At 67.6% G+C, this 16884-nt stretch carries 15 protein-coding genes; 12 read left to right on the forward strand and 3 right to left on the reverse strand.

Annotated features, from left to right (window positions below; all coding sequences use genetic code 11):
- The first annotated feature begins 10 nt into the window (after positions 1-10).
- Positions 11-835 carry an alpha/beta fold hydrolase gene (locus tag Q8K84_RS04530; protein WP_305281255.1) on the forward strand — a complete coding sequence of 275 codons (825 nt, stop codon included), beginning with the start codon at positions 11-13 and terminating at the stop codon, positions 833-835.
- A gap of 431 nt (positions 836-1266) precedes the next feature.
- A complete protein-coding gene (locus Q8K84_RS04535) occupies positions 1267-1479 on the forward strand; it encodes a hypothetical protein (protein WP_305281256.1) in 213 nt (70 codons plus the stop codon).
- 236 nt (positions 1480-1715) lie between these two features.
- Here the strand turns inward: Q8K84_RS04535 and Q8K84_RS04540 are convergent, their stop codons facing one another.
- Positions 1716-2126 carry a hypothetical protein gene (locus Q8K84_RS04540; protein WP_305281258.1) on the reverse strand — a complete coding sequence of 137 codons (411 nt, stop codon included), beginning with the start codon at positions 2124-2126 and terminating at the stop codon, positions 1716-1718.
- On the opposite strand from Q8K84_RS04540, the gene Q8K84_RS04545 reads away from it, so the two are divergent.
- Positions 2113-2400, forward strand: a complete 288-nt coding sequence (locus Q8K84_RS04545; RefSeq protein ID WP_305281260.1) for a hypothetical protein — start codon at positions 2113-2115, stop codon at positions 2398-2400. The two genes, Q8K84_RS04540 and Q8K84_RS04545, sit on opposite strands and share 14 nt — an antisense overlap.
- A complete protein-coding gene (locus Q8K84_RS04550; RefSeq protein WP_305281262.1) occupies positions 2400-2837 on the forward strand; it encodes a thermonuclease family protein in 438 nt (145 codons plus the stop codon). The genes Q8K84_RS04545 and Q8K84_RS04550 overlap by 1 nt, the downstream gene beginning before the upstream one ends.
- A gap of 3 nt (positions 2838-2840) precedes the next feature.
- On the opposite strand, the gene Q8K84_RS04555 is transcribed toward Q8K84_RS04550, so the two are convergent.
- Entirely contained in the window at positions 2841-4235 is a 1395-nt protein-coding gene (locus Q8K84_RS04555; RefSeq protein WP_305281264.1) for a hypothetical protein, read from the reverse strand.
- A 318-nt stretch (positions 4236-4553) separates the two neighbouring features.
- Here Q8K84_RS04555 and Q8K84_RS04560 point away from each other — a divergent pair, with 318 nt between their 5' ends.
- From Q8K84_RS04560 to Q8K84_RS04585, 6 genes are all read left to right on the forward strand, one after another.
- Positions 4554-5504, forward strand: coding sequence for an ArdC family protein (locus Q8K84_RS04560; protein ID WP_305281266.1), 951 nt, complete (start codon positions 4554-4556; stop codon positions 5502-5504).
- Positions 5505-5618: 114 nt separating this feature from the next.
- A complete protein-coding gene (locus Q8K84_RS04565) occupies positions 5619-7721 on the forward strand; it encodes a ParB/RepB/Spo0J family partition protein (RefSeq protein ID WP_305281268.1) in 2103 nt (700 codons plus the stop codon).
- 92 nt (positions 7722-7813) lie between these two features.
- Positions 7814-8056, forward strand: a complete 243-nt coding sequence (locus Q8K84_RS04570; RefSeq protein WP_305281269.1) for a DUF6117 family protein — start codon at positions 7814-7816, stop codon at positions 8054-8056.
- 87 nt (positions 8057-8143) lie between these two features.
- Positions 8144-12499, forward strand: a complete 4356-nt coding sequence (locus Q8K84_RS04575) for a strawberry notch-like NTP hydrolase domain-containing protein (RefSeq protein ID WP_305281271.1) — start codon at positions 8144-8146, stop codon at positions 12497-12499.
- Between the two features lie 13 nt (positions 12500-12512).
- Positions 12513-13556, forward strand: a complete 1044-nt coding sequence (locus Q8K84_RS04580; protein WP_305281273.1) for a toprim domain-containing protein — start codon at positions 12513-12515, stop codon at positions 13554-13556.
- Positions 13557-13882: 326 nt separating this feature from the next.
- Entirely contained in the window at positions 13883-14815 is a 933-nt protein-coding gene (locus Q8K84_RS04585; protein WP_305281274.1) for a DUF2493 domain-containing protein, read from the forward strand.
- Positions 14816-14826: 11 nt separating this feature from the next.
- Here Q8K84_RS04585 and Q8K84_RS04590 read toward each other — a convergent pair whose 3' ends face one another.
- On the reverse strand, positions 14827-15825 hold the full coding sequence (locus tag Q8K84_RS04590) for a hypothetical protein (protein ID WP_305281276.1): 999 nt from the start codon (positions 15823-15825) through the stop codon (positions 14827-14829).
- Between the two features lie 214 nt (positions 15826-16039).
- On the opposite strand from Q8K84_RS04590, the gene Q8K84_RS04595 reads away from it, so the two are divergent.
- Entirely contained in the window at positions 16040-16201 is a 162-nt protein-coding gene (locus Q8K84_RS04595; RefSeq protein WP_305281278.1) for a hypothetical protein, read from the forward strand.
- A gap of 129 nt (positions 16202-16330) precedes the next feature.
- Positions 16331-16780 (forward strand): hypothetical protein, encoded by a 450-nt coding sequence (locus tag Q8K84_RS04600; RefSeq protein WP_305281279.1) that lies wholly within the window; start codon positions 16331-16333, stop codon positions 16778-16780.
- The last annotated feature ends 104 nt before the right edge of the window (positions 16781-16884 follow it).

The following is a 16884-nucleotide window of genomic DNA, read 5'->3' on the forward strand; positions in this document are numbered from 1 at the left end:
GGGCGGGGCCATGGGCGCCCTCGATTTCGGCGACCCGAACCGTCCAGTCGACATCGTCTTCTCCCACGCCAATGGGTTCAACGGCCGCACGTACCGCAGCATCCTTGCTCCACTGGCGGTCCGCCACCGGATCCTGGCGGTGGATTTGCGCGGACACGGCCGCAGCACGCTTCCGACGCATGCGGCGGGGCGCTCAACTTGGACCGACATCGCCGAGGATCTGCTCGCACTCGTCGAAGCCGTCGACTCCCGCACCGTCGTGCTTGCGGGACATTCGATGGGAGGAACGGCAAGCCTGCTGGCCGCCCACATGGCGCCCGATCGGGTCCGGGCTCTGGTGCTCTTCGAACCCGTGATCCTGTCCCGCGAATCCGCCGAGCAGGCGCGCAAGGGGCCCATCAACTCGCCGCTGGCGGATGGCGCGCGGCGACGGCGCACCACGTTCGCGTCTCGGCAAGAGGCGCTCGAGACCTACCGGGGGCGAGGAGTGTTCAAGTCGCTAAGCGACGCGCAGCTTGAGGATTACGTGGCCGACGCGTTCCGCGAGCGACCGGAGGGCGGCGTTGAGCTCGCCTGCTCGCCCGAGTGGGAGGTGAGCAACTTCGTCTCGCACGGACATGACTCTTGGTCCGCCCTCCTCGCTTCGGGGCCTCCGGTGCGCATTCTCTGGGCCGAGCACGGATCGACCTGCGCCTCGATCGTAACGGCTGAGACAGAGTTGTGCGCCGCTGGCAGGATTTCCATGGACCAGGTGAAGAGCGCCACCCACCTGCTTCCCATGGAACATCCCGATGTCGTCCGGCTCGAGCTCGACCGCACTGCCGAGACCAGGTGAGCACCGAGGTCCGGCTGCGACAAGCGTGGTCCGCCGCCGCGACAGCGCCGGGCGCAGATCGATTGGTCTGAACGACGGTTATGCTGAACGACACAAGCAGCGAACTCGGCATTGGGGCCTGCGGGTAGATCTCGAAAAGACTTCGCCCCGCCCGTACTCACAATCCGCAGCAGCACTCTGATGTGCTCTCAGGTCGCGCAATCCGAGCTCAAGCCAGACCAAGGCTACAACAATTCTCGGCCGGTATAGATGCTAACCGATCGCCGACGTGACATCTTGGAACAAGCACTTCTGGGCTTGCCAATGCGCTCACGGTCGCCTTCGGCAGAAACCTGCGCGAGCGAAGCCAATCCGGGACGCTCGCTACTTTCGACGGTAAGGGGGAGGAACAGATCCCGGCGGGCTTGGTCTCGGGTGGCGTAGACCCGGTGATGGACGCGCCCGAACTCCAGGCTCCCGATGGTCGCCGGGCCAAGGCTCTCCTCGAACACATCGCGTTAGGCCAAGCCGTGACGGGCGAGGCGCAGCGCAGCCGGAGCGGCCGGGTCATCGCTTTCGATCGCGTGATCGCCGTCTGCCGGGTGCGCGGTCGCCCGATCGGAGAGCTCCTTCGCTCTGTCGGCGTGCCGGAAGGCCGAAACTAGGTTCAGGCGGGCCTGGGAGGGGAAAGCCTTCCCCTACGCACGAGGCTGGCGTCTCATCCGAACCCTTCTGCGGGGAGGTCCCCAGGCTGTGCAGAAACTCGTGAACAAGTCGCAGCGCGCGAAAAATAGAAGAGCTGTAGAATTCGCTCAGTTCCTGCCGATCATCTTTTCAGACCCGAAGGCATTAACGGCGTGGATGATATTGAACACCAGGACCGAAAGAATCGCTTCTGCCTTCACCTTCCGGAGGCCTCAAGTAAGTAATCTACCGTCGCCTGCAGAACTACACGATCGATGCGGAAACCACGGCCTACCGCACACTCGAAGACCTCGACTTCGGAGCGGCGCTTGAGCACAAGCCCGCGATCCTCAAAGAGGCCCGAGAGTTCCACGAACCCTGGGAAGACATCTTCAGCTTCGTCTCCGATGAGGTCGATGCCTTCAACGCCTTGGCGGCCTTGGCTCCAGAGGATGTCCCGGCCGATTTCGTGGCCGAGCACAAGCGCAAGGCCGGCGCCGAGCACGACTGGTTCGCGTCTCAACTCGAGGAGGTCCAACAGGCGATCGAGGGCTATCGCTATGTCCAGCGCACCCGCGCCAAGGTCGGTCCGATCCGCGACCATCCTGGTGCGGATGGAGGCGATCATCGGCTCCGAATGCTACTATGCCAACATCCAGAACTACAGCGCTTGGGGCGTCTGGGAGGGCGAGGGCCGGTCGTTCCGCTACCCGGTCACCTACATCCGCAATGGCCAGGAAGAGAAGCGCAAGGCCCGGGTCGATGACCTCGAACCTGAAGCGCTGATCACCGGCCACTATAAGTTCGGCGCCAACGAGCTGAGCATCCACCGCGCGCTCGTCCGCATCGTCGACATGCTGGAGGCCGACTATGGCCTGAAAATTCCGCCTGAGGAACCATGATGACCGTGGGACGCCGCATTCTCGGCCTGCCGTTCCTGGCGTTTGGGGCCCTCATCCTGTCTCTGACGGCGACCCCGGCGCGCGCGGACCCGTGTGAAGGCCGCCTCCCCTCGCGAGCTGGCGAGCGGTTCAGCGGCACAGTCCGCTACGTCGGCGATGGCGATGGCCTGTGCGTCGGCCGCTCCGGCGACCCCGACACCTGGATCGAGGTGCGCTTGGCGGACTTCGACGCCCCCGAACTTAACGCGCCGGATGGACGCCGGTCCAAGGCGCTGCTGGAGCAGGTGGCCATGGGACAGCCCGTGACCTGCGAAGCCCGGCGCGGCCGCAGCGGCCGGGTCGTCGTCTACGATCGCGTCATCGCCGTCTGCCGGGTCCGCGGCCGCCCCATTGGAGACCTCCTTCGCGCGCTTCGCGCGCCAGAGGGCGGAAACTGACGCTCAGGTGAGCGCAGCGGACAAGCTCGGGAATACGAAGCGCAGGAGCGCCCGCATCTCCTCCGAGATATCGTAAGCCGGATCGCCTGTCCGCACCGCATCGCGATGCCCGGCCGCCTTGCGAGTCCAACGGCCCTGCCGATCCTGATCCTTCAGCACACCCTGATGGCCGGCCGACCGCAGGGCATGGCCGAACGGCACCAGCGCCTCGGGAAAATTATCGGCCAGGTGATGGGCGACCTGGATCAGCTTGTCGAAGCCGTAACCGACCGGCCGGCCAGCCAGGGCGCTGGCGACGCCGCAGGCGATATTGCGGAACCGCTGGTCGATCTCGTACTCACCGGGAAGCATCAGATCGCGCGCTTCATACTGCGCCTTCAGCGCCTGCCATGCCGCCGAACGCGCCTTCCAGTCGCCGTCGGCGGCGCGCCCGGTGGCGATGGCGAGCAGGCTGTCGCGTAGTCGTTGATCCGCCGCCTCGCGTGCGGCGGCGAGCGCCTGGTTCCGTTCCGCGATGAGCCGGCGCTCCTCGCCTTCGCTATCGAAGGCGAAGACGCGCTGACCCTGCAGATCGATCGTGAGATCGTCCCAGGCGACCAGCTCGCTCTCCCAGACCGATCCGAGGCCGCCCGCCTCCACCACCGGCCGCCGGAACGCGCAGCGCAGCATCAACCGCCCTGCCGCTTCCGAGGCTTCTGCGCTCTCCCGGTCGACGACGAGGACATTGGCGTTGTTATTGAACAACAGGTCGTCGATCGTCAGCTGCCGATAGGCCGGATCGAAGTGCGGCAGCACCCAGACGAGCAGTCCGCCTTCGGCGCGGTAGAAGGTCTTGCGTCCGATAACGACGTCGAGAAACGTCGTGGTGAGCTGCGCTTCAAATGCGATCCGCAGACCATCCAGCCCCGCTTGGATATCCGGCCGCCTGAGCGAGGTGGGGTCGCGCTGACCGCGCCAGACCTTCTCTGCCAGAACGTCCTGGAAACGGGGATCTGCGAGCAGCGAGCGTTCGATCAGGGCCTTGAGGAGGCGGTGCGCCTCGCTTTCCTGAGCGCCCTTGTACTTCATGATCCGGATGTCGTCTTCGCTCAGGCCGTCGCGGGTCTGGGCCGGGCAGGAACCGTCCTCGATCCGATAGCGGAAGAAGAACGCCTTGTCGGGGCTGGAGACGATATAGACCGCCGTTCCGCAGATCGCGCAGGCGACGCGGGGGCTGCCGGCGTCCATGGCCTCCTTGATCTGGCTGCGCACCTGCACGAGACGGTCGTAGCGCACGCTTTCGATGAGGCGACGCGCCTCCAGGATCTGCCCCGATTTCAGGCTGCGCACCTCTCGGATCTGCGGGTCCGCCACCGCCGTGGCGCGGGCCAGCGGATCGATCGTGATGTTGCCGCGCATAGCCCCTCCTGACGCCCTCGCTTGCTCCTCTTGGGTTGCGACGTCGATTCCCCGAAGACGACGCTAGCCGATAGATCGCGCCGGTTCACGTGAGGTCCGGGAGGGGAAAGCCTTCCCCTGCGGCCGAGCCTGAAGTCTCGGCCGACCCCTTCTGCGGGGGGGAGCCCCGCAACGCCCCCCTTTTGCGCCGGCGCCGGCCAGGCTGGCGGAAGGCGAAAGGCTCCGCCGATCGCGAGAGGGAGAGGGCCGCGGCTGTCGCCGTGACGGGTTTTGAAGGTCGAGAGAGGAGCTCCGGCCGGCCCGTCGCGGAGACATGCGATGACACGCTCAGCTTCCAAGGGCCGCGCCCGGACCGATCGGACCAACATCTATGACGAAATCACCAGCCGGATCATCGGCGAGCTGGAGGCTGGCCGCCTTCCCTGGGTCCAGCCCTGGCGCTCCAGCGCCGTGGCCGCGCCGCTCGCCATGCCCAGGAACGCCTCCACCGGCCGGGGCTATTCGGGGATCAACGTCCTGATCTTGTGGGGCGCGGTCGTCCAGCACGGCTATGCGAGCCAAGGCTGGCTCACCTTCCGCCAGGCGCTCGGCTTCGGCGGCAATGTGCGCAAGGGCGAACACGGGACCACCGTCGTCTACGCCGATCGCTTCATCCCGGACGACGAGCGCCGGCGCGCGCGTGAAACCGGCGACGAGGCAGCCGCCATCCCGTTCCTCAAGCGCTTCACAGTCTTCAACATCGCCCAGTGCGACGGCCTGCCTGAAGAGCTCTCGGCCCCGCCGCCGCCGGTCCCGCAAGGACTGATCCTTCCCGAGGCCGAGGCCCTGCTGCGGGCCAGCGGCGCCGATCTGCGCCTGGGCGGCGACAAGGCCTTCTATGCCCCGGGCCCCGACTACATCCAGATCCCTCGCCCCGAGGCCTATTTCGAGCCGGTCAACTGGCACCGGACGGCCCTGCACGAACTCGGTCACTGGTCGGGTCACCCCAGTCGTCTGACGCGCGACCTGAGCGGAGGGTTCGGCTCCAAGGCCTATGCCCGCGAGGAGCTGGTGGCCGAGATGACCTCGGCCTTCTGCTGCGCCAGCCTCGGCATCACGCCGACCGTGCGCCATGCCGACTACATCGGCTCCTGGCTCGAAGTGCTGCGCGAGGACAACCGGGCCATCGTCCGGGCCGCGAGCGCCGCGTCCAAGGCCGCGGACTATCTGCTCGCCTTCGCGCCCGGCGCCGCGGACGCATTGGAGGAGGAGGACCGGGCGGCGGCGTGAGGCCGCGCTCGCCTCGGGGGCCGGACGGTCGAGAGAGGCAGAGGGCCGAGACGGGTTCGTGACGGGTCAGGGTCGAGAGAGAGGCTCTTGGCCGCCCGTCACGGAGACCCTTCCATGACCCAAGCTGCCCAGAAGATCGTCCTGTCCCGGTCGCGGGACATTCCCTTCAACAAGCTGGTGCTGAGCCAGTCCAACGTGCGCCGGATCAAGGCTGGCATCTCGGTCGAGGATCTGGCCGAGGACATCGCCCGGCGCACCCTGCTCCAGAGCCTCAACGTCCGCCCCGTGCTCGACGGCGACGGCCATGAGACCGGCATGTTCGAGGTGCCCGCCGGCGGGCGCCGCTATCGCGCGCTCGAACGGCTGGTGAAGCAAAAGCGCCTGGCCCGCACCGCTCCGGTTCCCTGTGTGGTGCGCGAGGGCGACGACATCTCGGCCGAGGAGGACTCGCTGGCGGAAAACAGTCAGCGCGAGCCGCTGCATCCGCTCGATCAGTTCCGCGCCTTCCAGACCCTGCGCGACCAGGGCCAGGGGGAGGAGGCGATCGCCGCGCGCTTCTTCGTCACCCCGGCGCTCGTGCGGCAGCGCCTGAAGCTCGCCGCCGTCTGCGAAAAGCTGCTCGCCCTCTATGCCGAGGACGAGCTGACCCTCGACCAGCTGATGGCGTTCACGGTGACGAACGATCACGCCCGTCAGGAGCAGGTCTGGGAGGCGCTCGCCCGCAATCCCTACAAGGAAGCCTATCAGATCCGGCGGATGCTCACCGAAGGGGCGGTCCGCGCCGCCGACAGGCGTGCGCAGTTCATCGGCCCCGAAGCCTATGAAGCGGCCGGCGGCGTCGTCTCGCGCGACCTGTTCCAGGCCGACGACGGCGGCTGGTTCCAGGATCCCGCCCTGCTCGACCGGCTGGTGGCCGACAAGCTCGCCGCCGCGGCCGAGACGGTCGCCGCCGAGGGCTGGAAATGGGTCAGCGTCGATGTCGGCTTCGCCTACGGCCACACCCACGGGCTGCGCCGGCTCACTTCAACCAGCCCGCTGAGCGAGGAGGAACAGGCCGTCTATGACGCCCTGCGCCAGGAATATGGAGCTCTCGAAGAGACCTATGCCGAGGTCGACGAGCTTCCCGACGAGGTCGATCAGCGCCTCGGCGAGATCGAGGCCGCGCTCGAAGCCTTCGACAACCGTCCGCCGGTGTTCGGTCCCGACGACATCGCCCGCGCCGGCGCCTTCGTCAGCCTCGATGGTTCGGGCGATCTGAAGATCGAACGCGGCTATGTGCGTCCCGAAGACGAGGCCATGGCCGAACCCGAGCCCGTTGACGGCGAGCACGGGGGCGGCGCAGCCCCCTCCGATCCCGAAGGCGGGGTGCAGCGCGCCGTGATCACCTTGGGCGGCGCCGCCCAGCCGTCTACCGAGGGGGACGAGGAGGAGGACGCGATCAAGCCGCTTCCCGAGCGGCTGATGACCGAACTGACCGCGCACCGGACGCTGGCGCTGCGCGATGCTGTCGGCGGCGACCCCGACACCGCCTATCTCGCCGTGCTCCACGCCCTGGCGCTGAAGGCCTTCTATCGTTTCAGCACCGCCACCTGCCTGGAGCTGGAGGTCAAGCATTCGACCTTCGGCCATCAGGCCCCGGATCTGAACGAGACGGCCTCCGCCAAGGCGATCGCCGAACGTCACGCGCGCTGGGCCGAGCAGCTTCCCAAGGAGCCGGGCGGGCTTTGGCAGACCCTGGTCGGGTTTGACGCCGACAGCCGGCAAGCCCTGTTCGCCCACTGCGTTGGGCTCAGCGTGAACGCCGTCCACCAGTCCTGGAACCAGGGCGAACGCATGGCCCACGCCGATGCGCTCGCCCGCGCCGTCGATCTCGACATGGTCGCGGCGGGCTGGACGCCGACCGCCGAGACCTACCTGGGCCGAGTGACCAAAACCCGGATCCTGGAAGCCGTGCGCGAAGGCAAGGGCGAACGCGAGGCCCAGCTCATCGAGCATCTCAAGAAGGGCGACATGGCCAAGGAAGCCGAACGGCTCCTGGCCGGATCGGGCTGGTTGCCTGAGCCGCTGCGAACGGCTGACGACCAGACGTTCGTCGAGGCCGACGAGACCGCCGAACCCGAGGCGCTGCCGGCCTTCCTGATCGATGACGAGGAAGAGGACGCGGCGGACGAGCCGGACGCGGCCGAGCCGGGCTTTCACGCCGTCGCCGCTGAATGAGCGGCCGCGGGGCGGCGCTCGCCGCCCCGCACCTACTCTTTCCCCCTCATGGCCCGCCGATGGCGGGCCGTTTTGCGCTTCAGGAGTCGGCCATGGCCATCCCACACCACGCCTCCCGCAACTTCCAGACCCTCCTCCAGGCGGCTCGCAACGACGATCTCGCCTTGATGGAATGCCTCGACGCCGAGACGCGCGAGCTGCGCTACGTCCTGTGCGCCGTCGGCCGCGACGGCGAGGACTTCGTGTTCACGCCCTTCGGCCATCTCGCACCCGGCAATCCCTTCGAGGCCTATCTCCCGCCCGCCGAAGGCGGAGGCTTCGTCTCGCAAGAGTGAGAGCGGGGCCGGGAGGGGGCGAGCCGGTGCGGTCGAGAGAGAGCGCCGGTCGGCTCGCCTGCCTCCCGCTCTCCTGGATGATCGAACATGACCCTGACCGCCCTGGCTTCGCCGGCACCGCGCGAGACGCCCGCCAGCCCGACCAACCGCGCCTTGGCGCTCTGCCGCGCCGCCGACACCCTCCTGCCGCTGCTCGTTAAGGGCGTTCCCGTCGACGCGCGCGCCTTGCGCGCCGCCATGGAGGCGGCGTTCCAGGGCTCCGACGCGCAAGGGTTCTGGGACTGGAAGGACGCCTATGAGGCCTGCGAGGCCGCGCAGCTTCTGTTCCTGCGCCGGTTTGGACCAGCCCTGTCGCGGCAACCCTCAGCCGCTCAGCTGGCCATGATCAGCAAGATCGCCGGGCTCCTGCCCAGCCAGACGCGGCGGTCCCAGGAAAGCCAGGCGCTTCAGCAATTCTCGACACCGATCCCGCTCGCCTGGATCGCCGCGCGCGCCGCGGGGCTCGGAGCCGGAGACCTGGTGCTCGAACCCTCGGCCGGCACCGGGCTGCTCGCCATCTTCGCCGAGATCGCGGGCGCCGAGCTGGCGCTCAACGAACTGGGCGACGGGCGCGCCGAACTGCTCGGTCACCTGTTTCAGGCTTCCCCTGTCAGCCGACTCGACGCGGCCCACATCCACGACCACCTCGACGCTGCGGTGATCCCCACCGTCGTCCTGATGAACCCGCCCTTCTCGGCCGGGGCCCATGTCCAGGTCCGAGTCGCCGATGCCGCCCTGCGTCACATGGCGTCGGCTCTGGCGCGCCTGGCCGATGGGGGTCGCTTGGTCGCCATCACCGGCGCGGCTCTGTCGCCCCACAACGCGGCCTGGCGCGACGCCTTCAGCCGTCTCCAGCAGCGCGGCCGCATCCTGTTCTCCGCCGCCATCGATGGATCGGTCTATGCGCGGCATGGCACCACGACCGAAACGCGCCTCACGATCATCGATCGGACGCCGGCCGAGGATCCCGACCACTTCCCCGACTCGCCCGGCATGGCCGCCAACGCCGCGCAATTGCTGGCCTGGGTGGACGCCCACGTGCCGCCGCGCGGCACCGCCACGCCCGTGCACCCGACGCGACGGCTTTGCCCAAAACCGGCTTTGCACAGAGCCGCTTCGGCGGCTCGCCGACCGGCTCCGCCACCGGCGCAGATCAGCGGTCGGCCGCTTGGCTACACGGTGTGCGACTGGAGCCCGCCTGTCGGCGACCGGCTGACCGAAGCGCTCTATGAGCCCGACGTCCTGCAATCGATCGCCATCGAGGCCGCCAAGCCGCATCCCACCCCGCTGGTGCAATCGGCCTCAATGGCGTCGGTCTGCCCGCCCAAGCCAGGCTATGTCCCGCTCCTGCCGGACGGACTGGTCGCGGCTGGTCTGTTGTCGGACGCCCAGCTCGAAACGGTCATCTATGCCGGCGAGGCCCATGGCGGCCATCTGGCCGGCGCCTGGAGCGTGGATGCGACCTTCGACCAGGTCAGCGCCGCGGCCGACCACACCGAGGGCGCGGTGCGCTTCCGCCGCGGCTTCATGCTCGGCGACGGCACCGGCGCCGGCAAGGGTCGCCAGGTCGCCGGCGTCATCCTCGACAACTGGTTGAAGGGCCGCCGCCGCGCGCTGTGGGTCTCCAAATCCGACGCGCTCATCGAAGACGCCCAGCGCGACTGGTCGGCGCTTGGCCAGGAGCGGCTGCTCGTCACGCCCCTCTCGCGCTTTCGCCAGGGCGCTCCGATCCGGCTGGACGAAGGCATCCTATTCGCCACCTACGCCACGCTACGGTCCGACGAGCGCGACGGTAAGGTTTCGCGGGTCCGCCAGATCGTCGATTGGTTGGGCGCCGACTTCGACGGGGTCATCGTGTTCGACGAATCCCACGCCATGCAGAACGCCGCCGGCAGCAAAGGCGAGCGGGGCGACCAGGCCGCCTCGCAGCAAGGAAAGGCGGGCCTGCGCCTGCAGCACGCGCTGCCAAACGCCCGCATCCTCTACGTCTCGGCGACCGGGGCCACCACGGTTCACAACCTCGCCTACGCCCAGCGGCTCGGGCTTTGGGGCGGTGATGATTTCCCGTTCGCCACCCGCGCCGAATTCGTCGAGGCGATCGAGGCCGGCGGCGTGGCGGCGATGGAGGTGCTCGCGCGCGACCTGAAGGCGCTCGGCCTCTATACCGCGCGATCCCTCTCCTATGACGGCGTCGAGTACGAGATCGTCGAGCACGCTCTGAGCGCTGAACAGCGCCGGATCTATGACGCCTATGCCGGCGCCTTCGAGATCATCCACAACAACCTGTCGGCCGCGCTGGACGCCGCCAACATCACGGGGTCTGGCCCCGAAGGCGGATCGCGAACGCTGAACGCCCAGGCCAAATCCGCCGCGCGCTCGGCCTTCGAAAGCGCCAAGCAGCGCTTCTTCAATCACCTGATCACCGCGATGAAGACGCCGACCCTGATCAGCGCCATCGACCGCGATCTCGCCGCCGGACACGCCTGCGTCGTCCAGATCGTCTCCACCGGCGAAGCGCTGCTGGAGCGCCGCCTCGCCGATATCCCGACCGAAGACTGGGGCGATGTGGCGGTCGACATCACGCCGCGCGAATATGTCCTGGACTATCTCGCCCATTCCTTCCCCACGCAGCTCTTCGAGCCGTTCACAGATGGCGAGGGCAACCTCTCGTCACGGCCGGCCTTTCGCGACGGCCAGCCCGTGCAATGCCGCGATGCGGTCGAGCGCCGCGACCGGCTGATCGAGCATCTGGCCGCGCTGGCGCCGGTCCAGGGCGCGCTCGATCAGATCATCCAGAGGCTCGGGACCGAACAGGTCGCCGAGGTGACGGGCCGCTCGCGCCGCGTGGTCGCCCGCACGGGGGCAGATGGCGAGCGACGCCTCGCCGTGGAAGGGCGCGCCGCGGGCGCCAATCTCGCCGAGACCGCCGCCTTTCAGGACGACGACAAGCGCATCCTGATCTTCTCCGATGCGGGCGGCACTGGCCGCAGCTATCACGCCGATCTTGGCGCGAAGAACCAGCGGCTGCGCATCCATTATCTGCTGGAGGCGGGATGGAAGGCCGACACCGCCATCCAGGGTCTGGGGCGCACCAACCGCACGCATCAGGCCCAGCCGCCGGTCTTTCGGCCCATTTCGACCAATGTGAAGGCCGAGAAGCGCTTCTTGTCGACCATCGCCCGGCGGCTCGACAGCCTGGGCGCCATCACCAAGGGCCAGCGGCAGACCGGCGGGCAAGGTCTGTTCCGGGCCGAGGACAACCTCGAAAGCCCCTACGCCAAGGCCGCGCTGCGGCAGTTCTATATGCTGCTCCTGCTCGGCAAGGTGCCGGGCTGCTCCCTCCAGCGGTTCGAAGACGCCACCGGCCTGAAGCTCACCGATCGCGACGGCACGATCCGCGAGGATCTGCCGCCCATCACCCAGTTCCTTAATCGGATGCTGGCGCTGACGATCGCGCTTCAGGACACCTTGTTCGAAGTGTTCGAAGGCCTGCTGCGGGCCAAGATCGAAGGGGCGATCAGCGCCGGCGTCTATGACCGCGGCGTCGAAACCATCACCGCGCACTCGCTGCGCGTCACCGAGCGGCGCGCACTCTACACCCATCCGGCTTCGGGCGCCGAAACCCAGGTGTTCACCGTCCTCGAGCGCAACCCGACCACGCCGCTGAGCCTCGAAGATGCGCTCCAACGAGCCGGCGAGCCGGGATGCCGTCTGCTGATCAACACCCGCTCGCAGCGCGCGGCGGTGCAAGTCCCCGCCCCTAGCCTCACCCTGGACGATGGCGAAGTGGAGCGCCGCGTCCGCTTGCTGCGCCCGATGGAGCGGACGGCCATGGCGGAGTCCGCACTCTGTGCAACCGCGTGGGAAGACGCTGATGCGGGCCGTTTCACGCAGGCCTGGAACGCCGAAATCGCGGACCTGCCGGCCTTCACCGAGACGACGCTCCATATCGTCACCGGCCTGCTGCTGCCGATCTGGCGGCGCCTGCCGACCGAAGGCTGCCGCGTCTATCGGCTCCAGACCGACGACGGCGAGCGTGTGATCGGACGCCAGGTCTCACCCGGCTGGGTCGCCGAGGCGTTCGACGATACACCTACCGCCGTCGGACCCGCCGAGGCGTTCGCCGGCGTGCTGGTCCGGGGCGAGACCCTTCACCTGGCAGATGCGATGACCGTGCGCCGATCGCTGGTCATGGGGGCCCAGCGGCTCGAACTCGTCGGTTTCACCGACGGCATGGTCGCGCGCCTCAAGGCGATGGGCCTTATTTCCGAGATTATCGCCTGGAAGCTGCGGCTGTTCATCCCGACCGGCGCGAACGGCCCATCGGTGCTCGCCGCCCTGCTTTCGCGTCATCCGCTCGCCCGTGTCGCACCTCGGGCCGGCGGCGCCCATGTCGCGGCGTGAGCGGACATCTGCAATGCAGGGACCAGCCGCAGAGCTGGCGCACCGCCTCGCGCGCGAGGCCGAAGCGGTGTGCCGTCACTATCTCTCCAACGGTCGGCGCGAAGGGCGCTACTGGTTGGTCGGAGACGTCGACAACAATCCAGGCCGCAGCCTCTATGTCCGCTTGCGAGGCGCTGACGACGCCCCGGGCGGGGCGGGCAAATGGACCGACGCCGCCACCGGCGATCATGGCGATCTCCTCGACCTGATCGCCGCCCGCAAGCGGCTGTCCACGCTGCGCGACACTCTGGATGAAGCGCGGCGGTTTCTCAGACTGCCTCGGCCGGAGGCGTCCATCACCGGACGCCGCGAGCCGCCGGCGCCGACCGGCTCGCCTGAAGCCGCACGGCGCCTGTTCGCCATGGCCAGACCGATCGCGGACACCATCGCACAAGCTTATTTGCGCCAACGCGGCATTACGGATCTACGCGACTGCGGAGCGCTCCGCTTTCATCCTCGCTGCTGGTATCGCGGCGATGCGGACGACCCACGCGACCGCGCACGCGACGCCTGGCCGGCGCTGATCGCCGCCGTCACCGATCTCGACGGCGCCATCACCGGAGCACATCGCACCTGGCTCGCCTCCTCAGGCGACGACAAGGCGCCGGTCTCCTCGCCGCGGCGCGCCATGGGCCATCTCCTCGGCAACGCCGTGCGTTTCGGCCGCGCAACCGACCTGCTCGCCGCCGGCGAGGGCATCGAGACGATGTTGTCGCTCCGGCAGATCGCCCCCGACCTGCCGATGGTCGCCGCCCTGTCGGCCAGTCACTTGGCCGCCCTGCGCCTGCCGCCGACGCTGCGCCGGCTCTACATCGCGAGCGACAAGGATCCCGCGGGCGATCGCGCGCGCGAAGCGCTCGCCAGACGGGCCGAAGACCTCGGCATCGAGGTGGCGCCGCTCGAACCGGCCCACGACGACTTCAACGACGATCTTCGGCGACTGGGACGCGAGGCGCTGGCGGCACAGGTGCGGAGCCAACTCGTCGCGGAGGATGCGGCGTGCTTCTGCGCGCGATGAACAGCGTCGTCCGCGAAGATCATGCCGGCCGGAACGCGAGCGGGGCTGTGGGTTGTTCGCATCGGCGGGAGAGCCGCGCCCACGGCCTTCTGAGAGGGCGATCGGACCGGAGGCGGGCCGAACCGACAACGGCTGCGCCGGGCTATTTTCCGCCGGTCCTGACGGACCTTTGCATCGCGAGTCCAAAATAGCCCGCCTTCGCCGTCCTGCGCTGCGCTGCGGCCGCCCGGTCCTTCGGACCGGCGGTGCAGGCCCGGTCCGCCCCCGCTCTTCGTCGCCTGCGAAGGCCGCGATGGGCGCGGTCGCCAGCCGGAAGGGCGAAAACCATGACAACCGATCCCGATTTCGAACCGCCGCACGAGCAATCCTCGACATCCTCCCTGCTCGATGAACTCCAGCTCTTCGGCCACCGCCCCTTTCAGGACGAGCTTGATCCACGTCCCCTGCCGGAGGAACGCCACGCCCGCGGCGCCATCGCCGACATCTTCGACGCCCTGGCCTCGACGTTTCAGGACACCCGCCTGGAGCCCGACCTCGACGATCTGCTCTGGTCGACCGTCAATCTCTTCCACCGCGCCGCCGAGCGGATCGAGCGTGAGCTCGACGATAATGAGCAAGCTCAAAAGCGCGCTCAGCGTGAACAGGACGGCTCGGAGGTCAAGTCCGTCGACCTAGAGCGCCTCATCGCCGAAGGCCTGACCCTGATCGAACGCCGCAACGCTTTCGAGTTCATGCGTGACCAGGCGGCCGACCAGTTCGAAACCCACCTTCGCACAGCCTGGCGGCCCCGCACGGGATCGATGGTCAACCGCAAGGCCCTGACCTCGGCGATGATCGACAGCCGCGACTTCATCGCCGCGCGCAAACGCGCCGAGAACGAGGTGATGCTACCCGAAGGCGCCAAGGTCGCCTTCACCGGCGGAACGGACTTCAACGACCATGAAGCCATCTGGGCGGCGCTGGACCGCGTCCGGGCCAAACATTCCGACATGGTGTTGCTGCATGGCGGATCGCCCAGGGGCGCCGAGCGCATCGCCGCCTGCTGGGCCGACAATCGCAAGGTCGCGCAGGTGGCGTTCAAACCGGACTGGACCCGTCATGCGAAGGCCGCTCCGTTCAAGCGCAACGATCAGCTTCTCGAGGTGCTGCCGATCGGGGTCGTGGTGTTCCCCGGCTCAGGCATCTCCGACAACCTTGCCGACAAGGCCCGCAAGATCGGGATTCCGCTGTTCGACTTCCGCAAGGGCGGCGGCGGGTGAACGCCGCCGTCCTAAACCCGCGTTGCTCTATCCCAGCAATCGAACACGACGTCCGCAAAGCTACCGTTTTGTACCGCCGCTCGAATATCTTTGCCTGTCATCGGCACGACGAGGATTTCTTCGCGACTGCCGCGCAGCATTTCCTTCGTGATTGTATCCGCAAACCCATTCCACGAAATCAGGAACCCCAAGGTTGCGCGGCGACTCCTGTTCTCGAGCTTTTCCTTGAAAAGAACGAACTCATTTTTCCCGCATCGCCCTGTCCAGTTTTTACATTCCGCGAGGATGACGGCTCCCTCCCGGCGTAGCCGCGGATCACTGCTGTCGTTCAGAATTGAGATGTCGATCTCTTCTGTCTGCGACCGCACGCGCCCATTGACGGTGAGGCCCGGCACCGAGGCGAACAGCTGGCTGCAAAGCTCCTCGAGCGAACGTCCCTTTTCATCCGCGGTCTGAGCTGTTCCGACAGCATCAACTAGAACATCGTGGCTCCGTGAGCCCCACCCCGAGAGCCTGGCGGCGATCTCGGCCAGGCGCAGCCCCACCTCATCAGCGGCTTGGCGCGCAGCCTCCTCAACCTCTTCAGCAATTCGTCGCAGCTCGTCATAGGCGCGGCGGAGGTTCGTTTCCGCCGTATCGATCTGAAACCGGAGCGCCACGTAGGCCCCGTCGTCATCATAGTGCGTCAGTGCCACGTCCCCATGGACGCGGTGCCGCACTTCAACAGCACGTCGGACCAGATCGAGATACTGCTCAAGACCGATAGCATCGTACCAATATTTGCGGGTCCAGGTGTGATCGGCCTCACCAACCAGACGCGCACCCTCTCGCCTGACGGTTCCATTCCAGTCGAGATGCACAACGCCGTCTTTCAGCGATCCCACCTGAAACTCGGCGCCGTCAGCCATGTCGTCTAAGGTGAGCTTGGCCAAAATGGTACTGGGCAGTTCCGCCGGACCATCGTCAGGATCAAGCGCTCCAAGACGTGCACGAGCGTCGTCTACGTTCATCTTCTCCTACGCTCCTGAGCACCGTGACCATTCCCTTCTACTAGGCGCAATCCGTGGTCCAGCCCAAGCCGAAGCGATCAACCCTCAAGGGGTCCGCTAAGCAGAGCTTGCGGCCGCTGGGCTGACGCCGGCGCGGTGATCGCGGCCGTGTTCCGGACGCTTCGGGCGCCTGTCGAGCGGGGATGGTCCCCGCCTCCAGACAGGAGCCGGTACGATGTCGCTTTCTCTCGCCCAACGCAGCGCCTGGAGCCTCGCCAAAACCCTGATGGTCTGCGTCACCCTCTTCAAGGCCGGTCCGGGGTTCGGCGTGATGCCGTCATCCGAGTTCGATGGCGATCCCGAGAGCATCGTTCATGAATACGATCCGTGGGCATGATCCATCTTCAGCGTACGGGGGCGCAAAACCGCGCTCCCGTAAGGCCGCTTTTGCGGCTATACTGACATCCGCGCTGTGGTGGTGGTGGTGGAGGCGCGACCGTTCCTCTTTGCAACGGAGTGCACCACCATGATCATTCCCGGTCTCGTCGTACTGGCCGTCGCGCTAGGCGTGATGTGCTGGCTGCTGTTCAACCTCGCCGCCTTCGCGCTGCCCCTGTTCGCCGGTGTGTCGGTCGGGCTGATCGCCACGGACGCCGGCGCCGGTCCCCTCGGCGGCATTTTCGTCGGTCTTCTGGTCGGGGCGAGCACGCTCGTCGCGGGCCAACTCGTCTTCACCTTGGCGCCGTCGACCCCGGTAAGACTGGCTGTCGCGGCCCTGTTCGCGGCTCCCGCAGCCATCGCGGGCTACCATGCCACGCTCGGCCTGGCCATGGCGATTCCGACTGAAGGGTGGCGGCAAGCGTTCGCGATCATCGGCGGACTCGTCATCGGGTTTACCGCGCTGGCCCGCCTGAGCCTGCCTCGCGAGCGGGTCGAACCCATGGCCGCGCGTGAGATGCGTATGTCCCGGCACTGATGGGTGCTCCGGACGCGCGAAGCGCCAGACTGGCTGAAGCGGTGCAGGCGCTCTGCGCCGGGCGTTGGGGCAACGGACCCCTGATCTGGGGTGCAGGACCGTGC

The organism is Phenylobacterium sp. (genome assembly GCF_030679875.1).
Lineage (GTDB): Bacteria > Pseudomonadota > Alphaproteobacteria > Caulobacterales > Caulobacteraceae > Phenylobacterium.

Coding starts and splice junctions, on each gene's coding strand:
- Q8K84_RS04530 (WP_305281255.1), top strand. CDS start 11: ATGGGCGCCCTCGATTTCGGCGACCCGAACCGTCCAGTCGACATCGTC.
- Q8K84_RS04535 (WP_305281256.1), top strand. CDS start 1,267: ATGGACGCGCCCGAACTCCAGGCTCCCGATGGTCGCCGGGCCAAGGCT.
- Q8K84_RS04545 (WP_305281260.1), top strand. CDS start 2,113: ATGGAGGCGATCATCGGCTCCGAATGCTACTATGCCAACATCCAGAAC.
- Q8K84_RS04540 (WP_305281258.1), bottom strand. CDS start 2,126: ATGATCGCCTCCATCCGCACCAGGATGGTCGCGGATCGGACCGACCTT.
- Q8K84_RS04550 (WP_305281262.1), top strand. CDS start 2,400: ATGACCGTGGGACGCCGCATTCTCGGCCTGCCGTTCCTGGCGTTTGGG.
- Q8K84_RS04555 (WP_305281264.1), bottom strand. CDS start 4,235: ATGCGCGGCAACATCACGATCGATCCGCTGGCCCGCGCCACGGCGGTG.
- Q8K84_RS04560 (WP_305281266.1), top strand. CDS start 4,554: ATGACACGCTCAGCTTCCAAGGGCCGCGCCCGGACCGATCGGACCAAC.
- Q8K84_RS04565 (WP_305281268.1), top strand. CDS start 5,619: ATGACCCAAGCTGCCCAGAAGATCGTCCTGTCCCGGTCGCGGGACATT.
- Q8K84_RS04570 (WP_305281269.1), top strand. CDS start 7,814: ATGGCCATCCCACACCACGCCTCCCGCAACTTCCAGACCCTCCTCCAG.
- Q8K84_RS04575 (WP_305281271.1), top strand. CDS start 8,144: ATGACCCTGACCGCCCTGGCTTCGCCGGCACCGCGCGAGACGCCCGCC.
- Q8K84_RS04580 (WP_305281273.1), top strand. CDS start 12,513: ATGCAGGGACCAGCCGCAGAGCTGGCGCACCGCCTCGCGCGCGAGGCC.
- Q8K84_RS04585 (WP_305281274.1), top strand. CDS start 13,883: ATGACAACCGATCCCGATTTCGAACCGCCGCACGAGCAATCCTCGACA.
- Q8K84_RS04590 (WP_305281276.1), bottom strand. CDS start 15,825: ATGAACGTAGACGACGCTCGTGCACGTCTTGGAGCGCTTGATCCTGAC.
- Q8K84_RS04595 (WP_305281278.1), top strand. CDS start 16,040: ATGTCGCTTTCTCTCGCCCAACGCAGCGCCTGGAGCCTCGCCAAAACC.
- Q8K84_RS04600 (WP_305281279.1), top strand. CDS start 16,331: ATGATCATTCCCGGTCTCGTCGTACTGGCCGTCGCGCTAGGCGTGATG.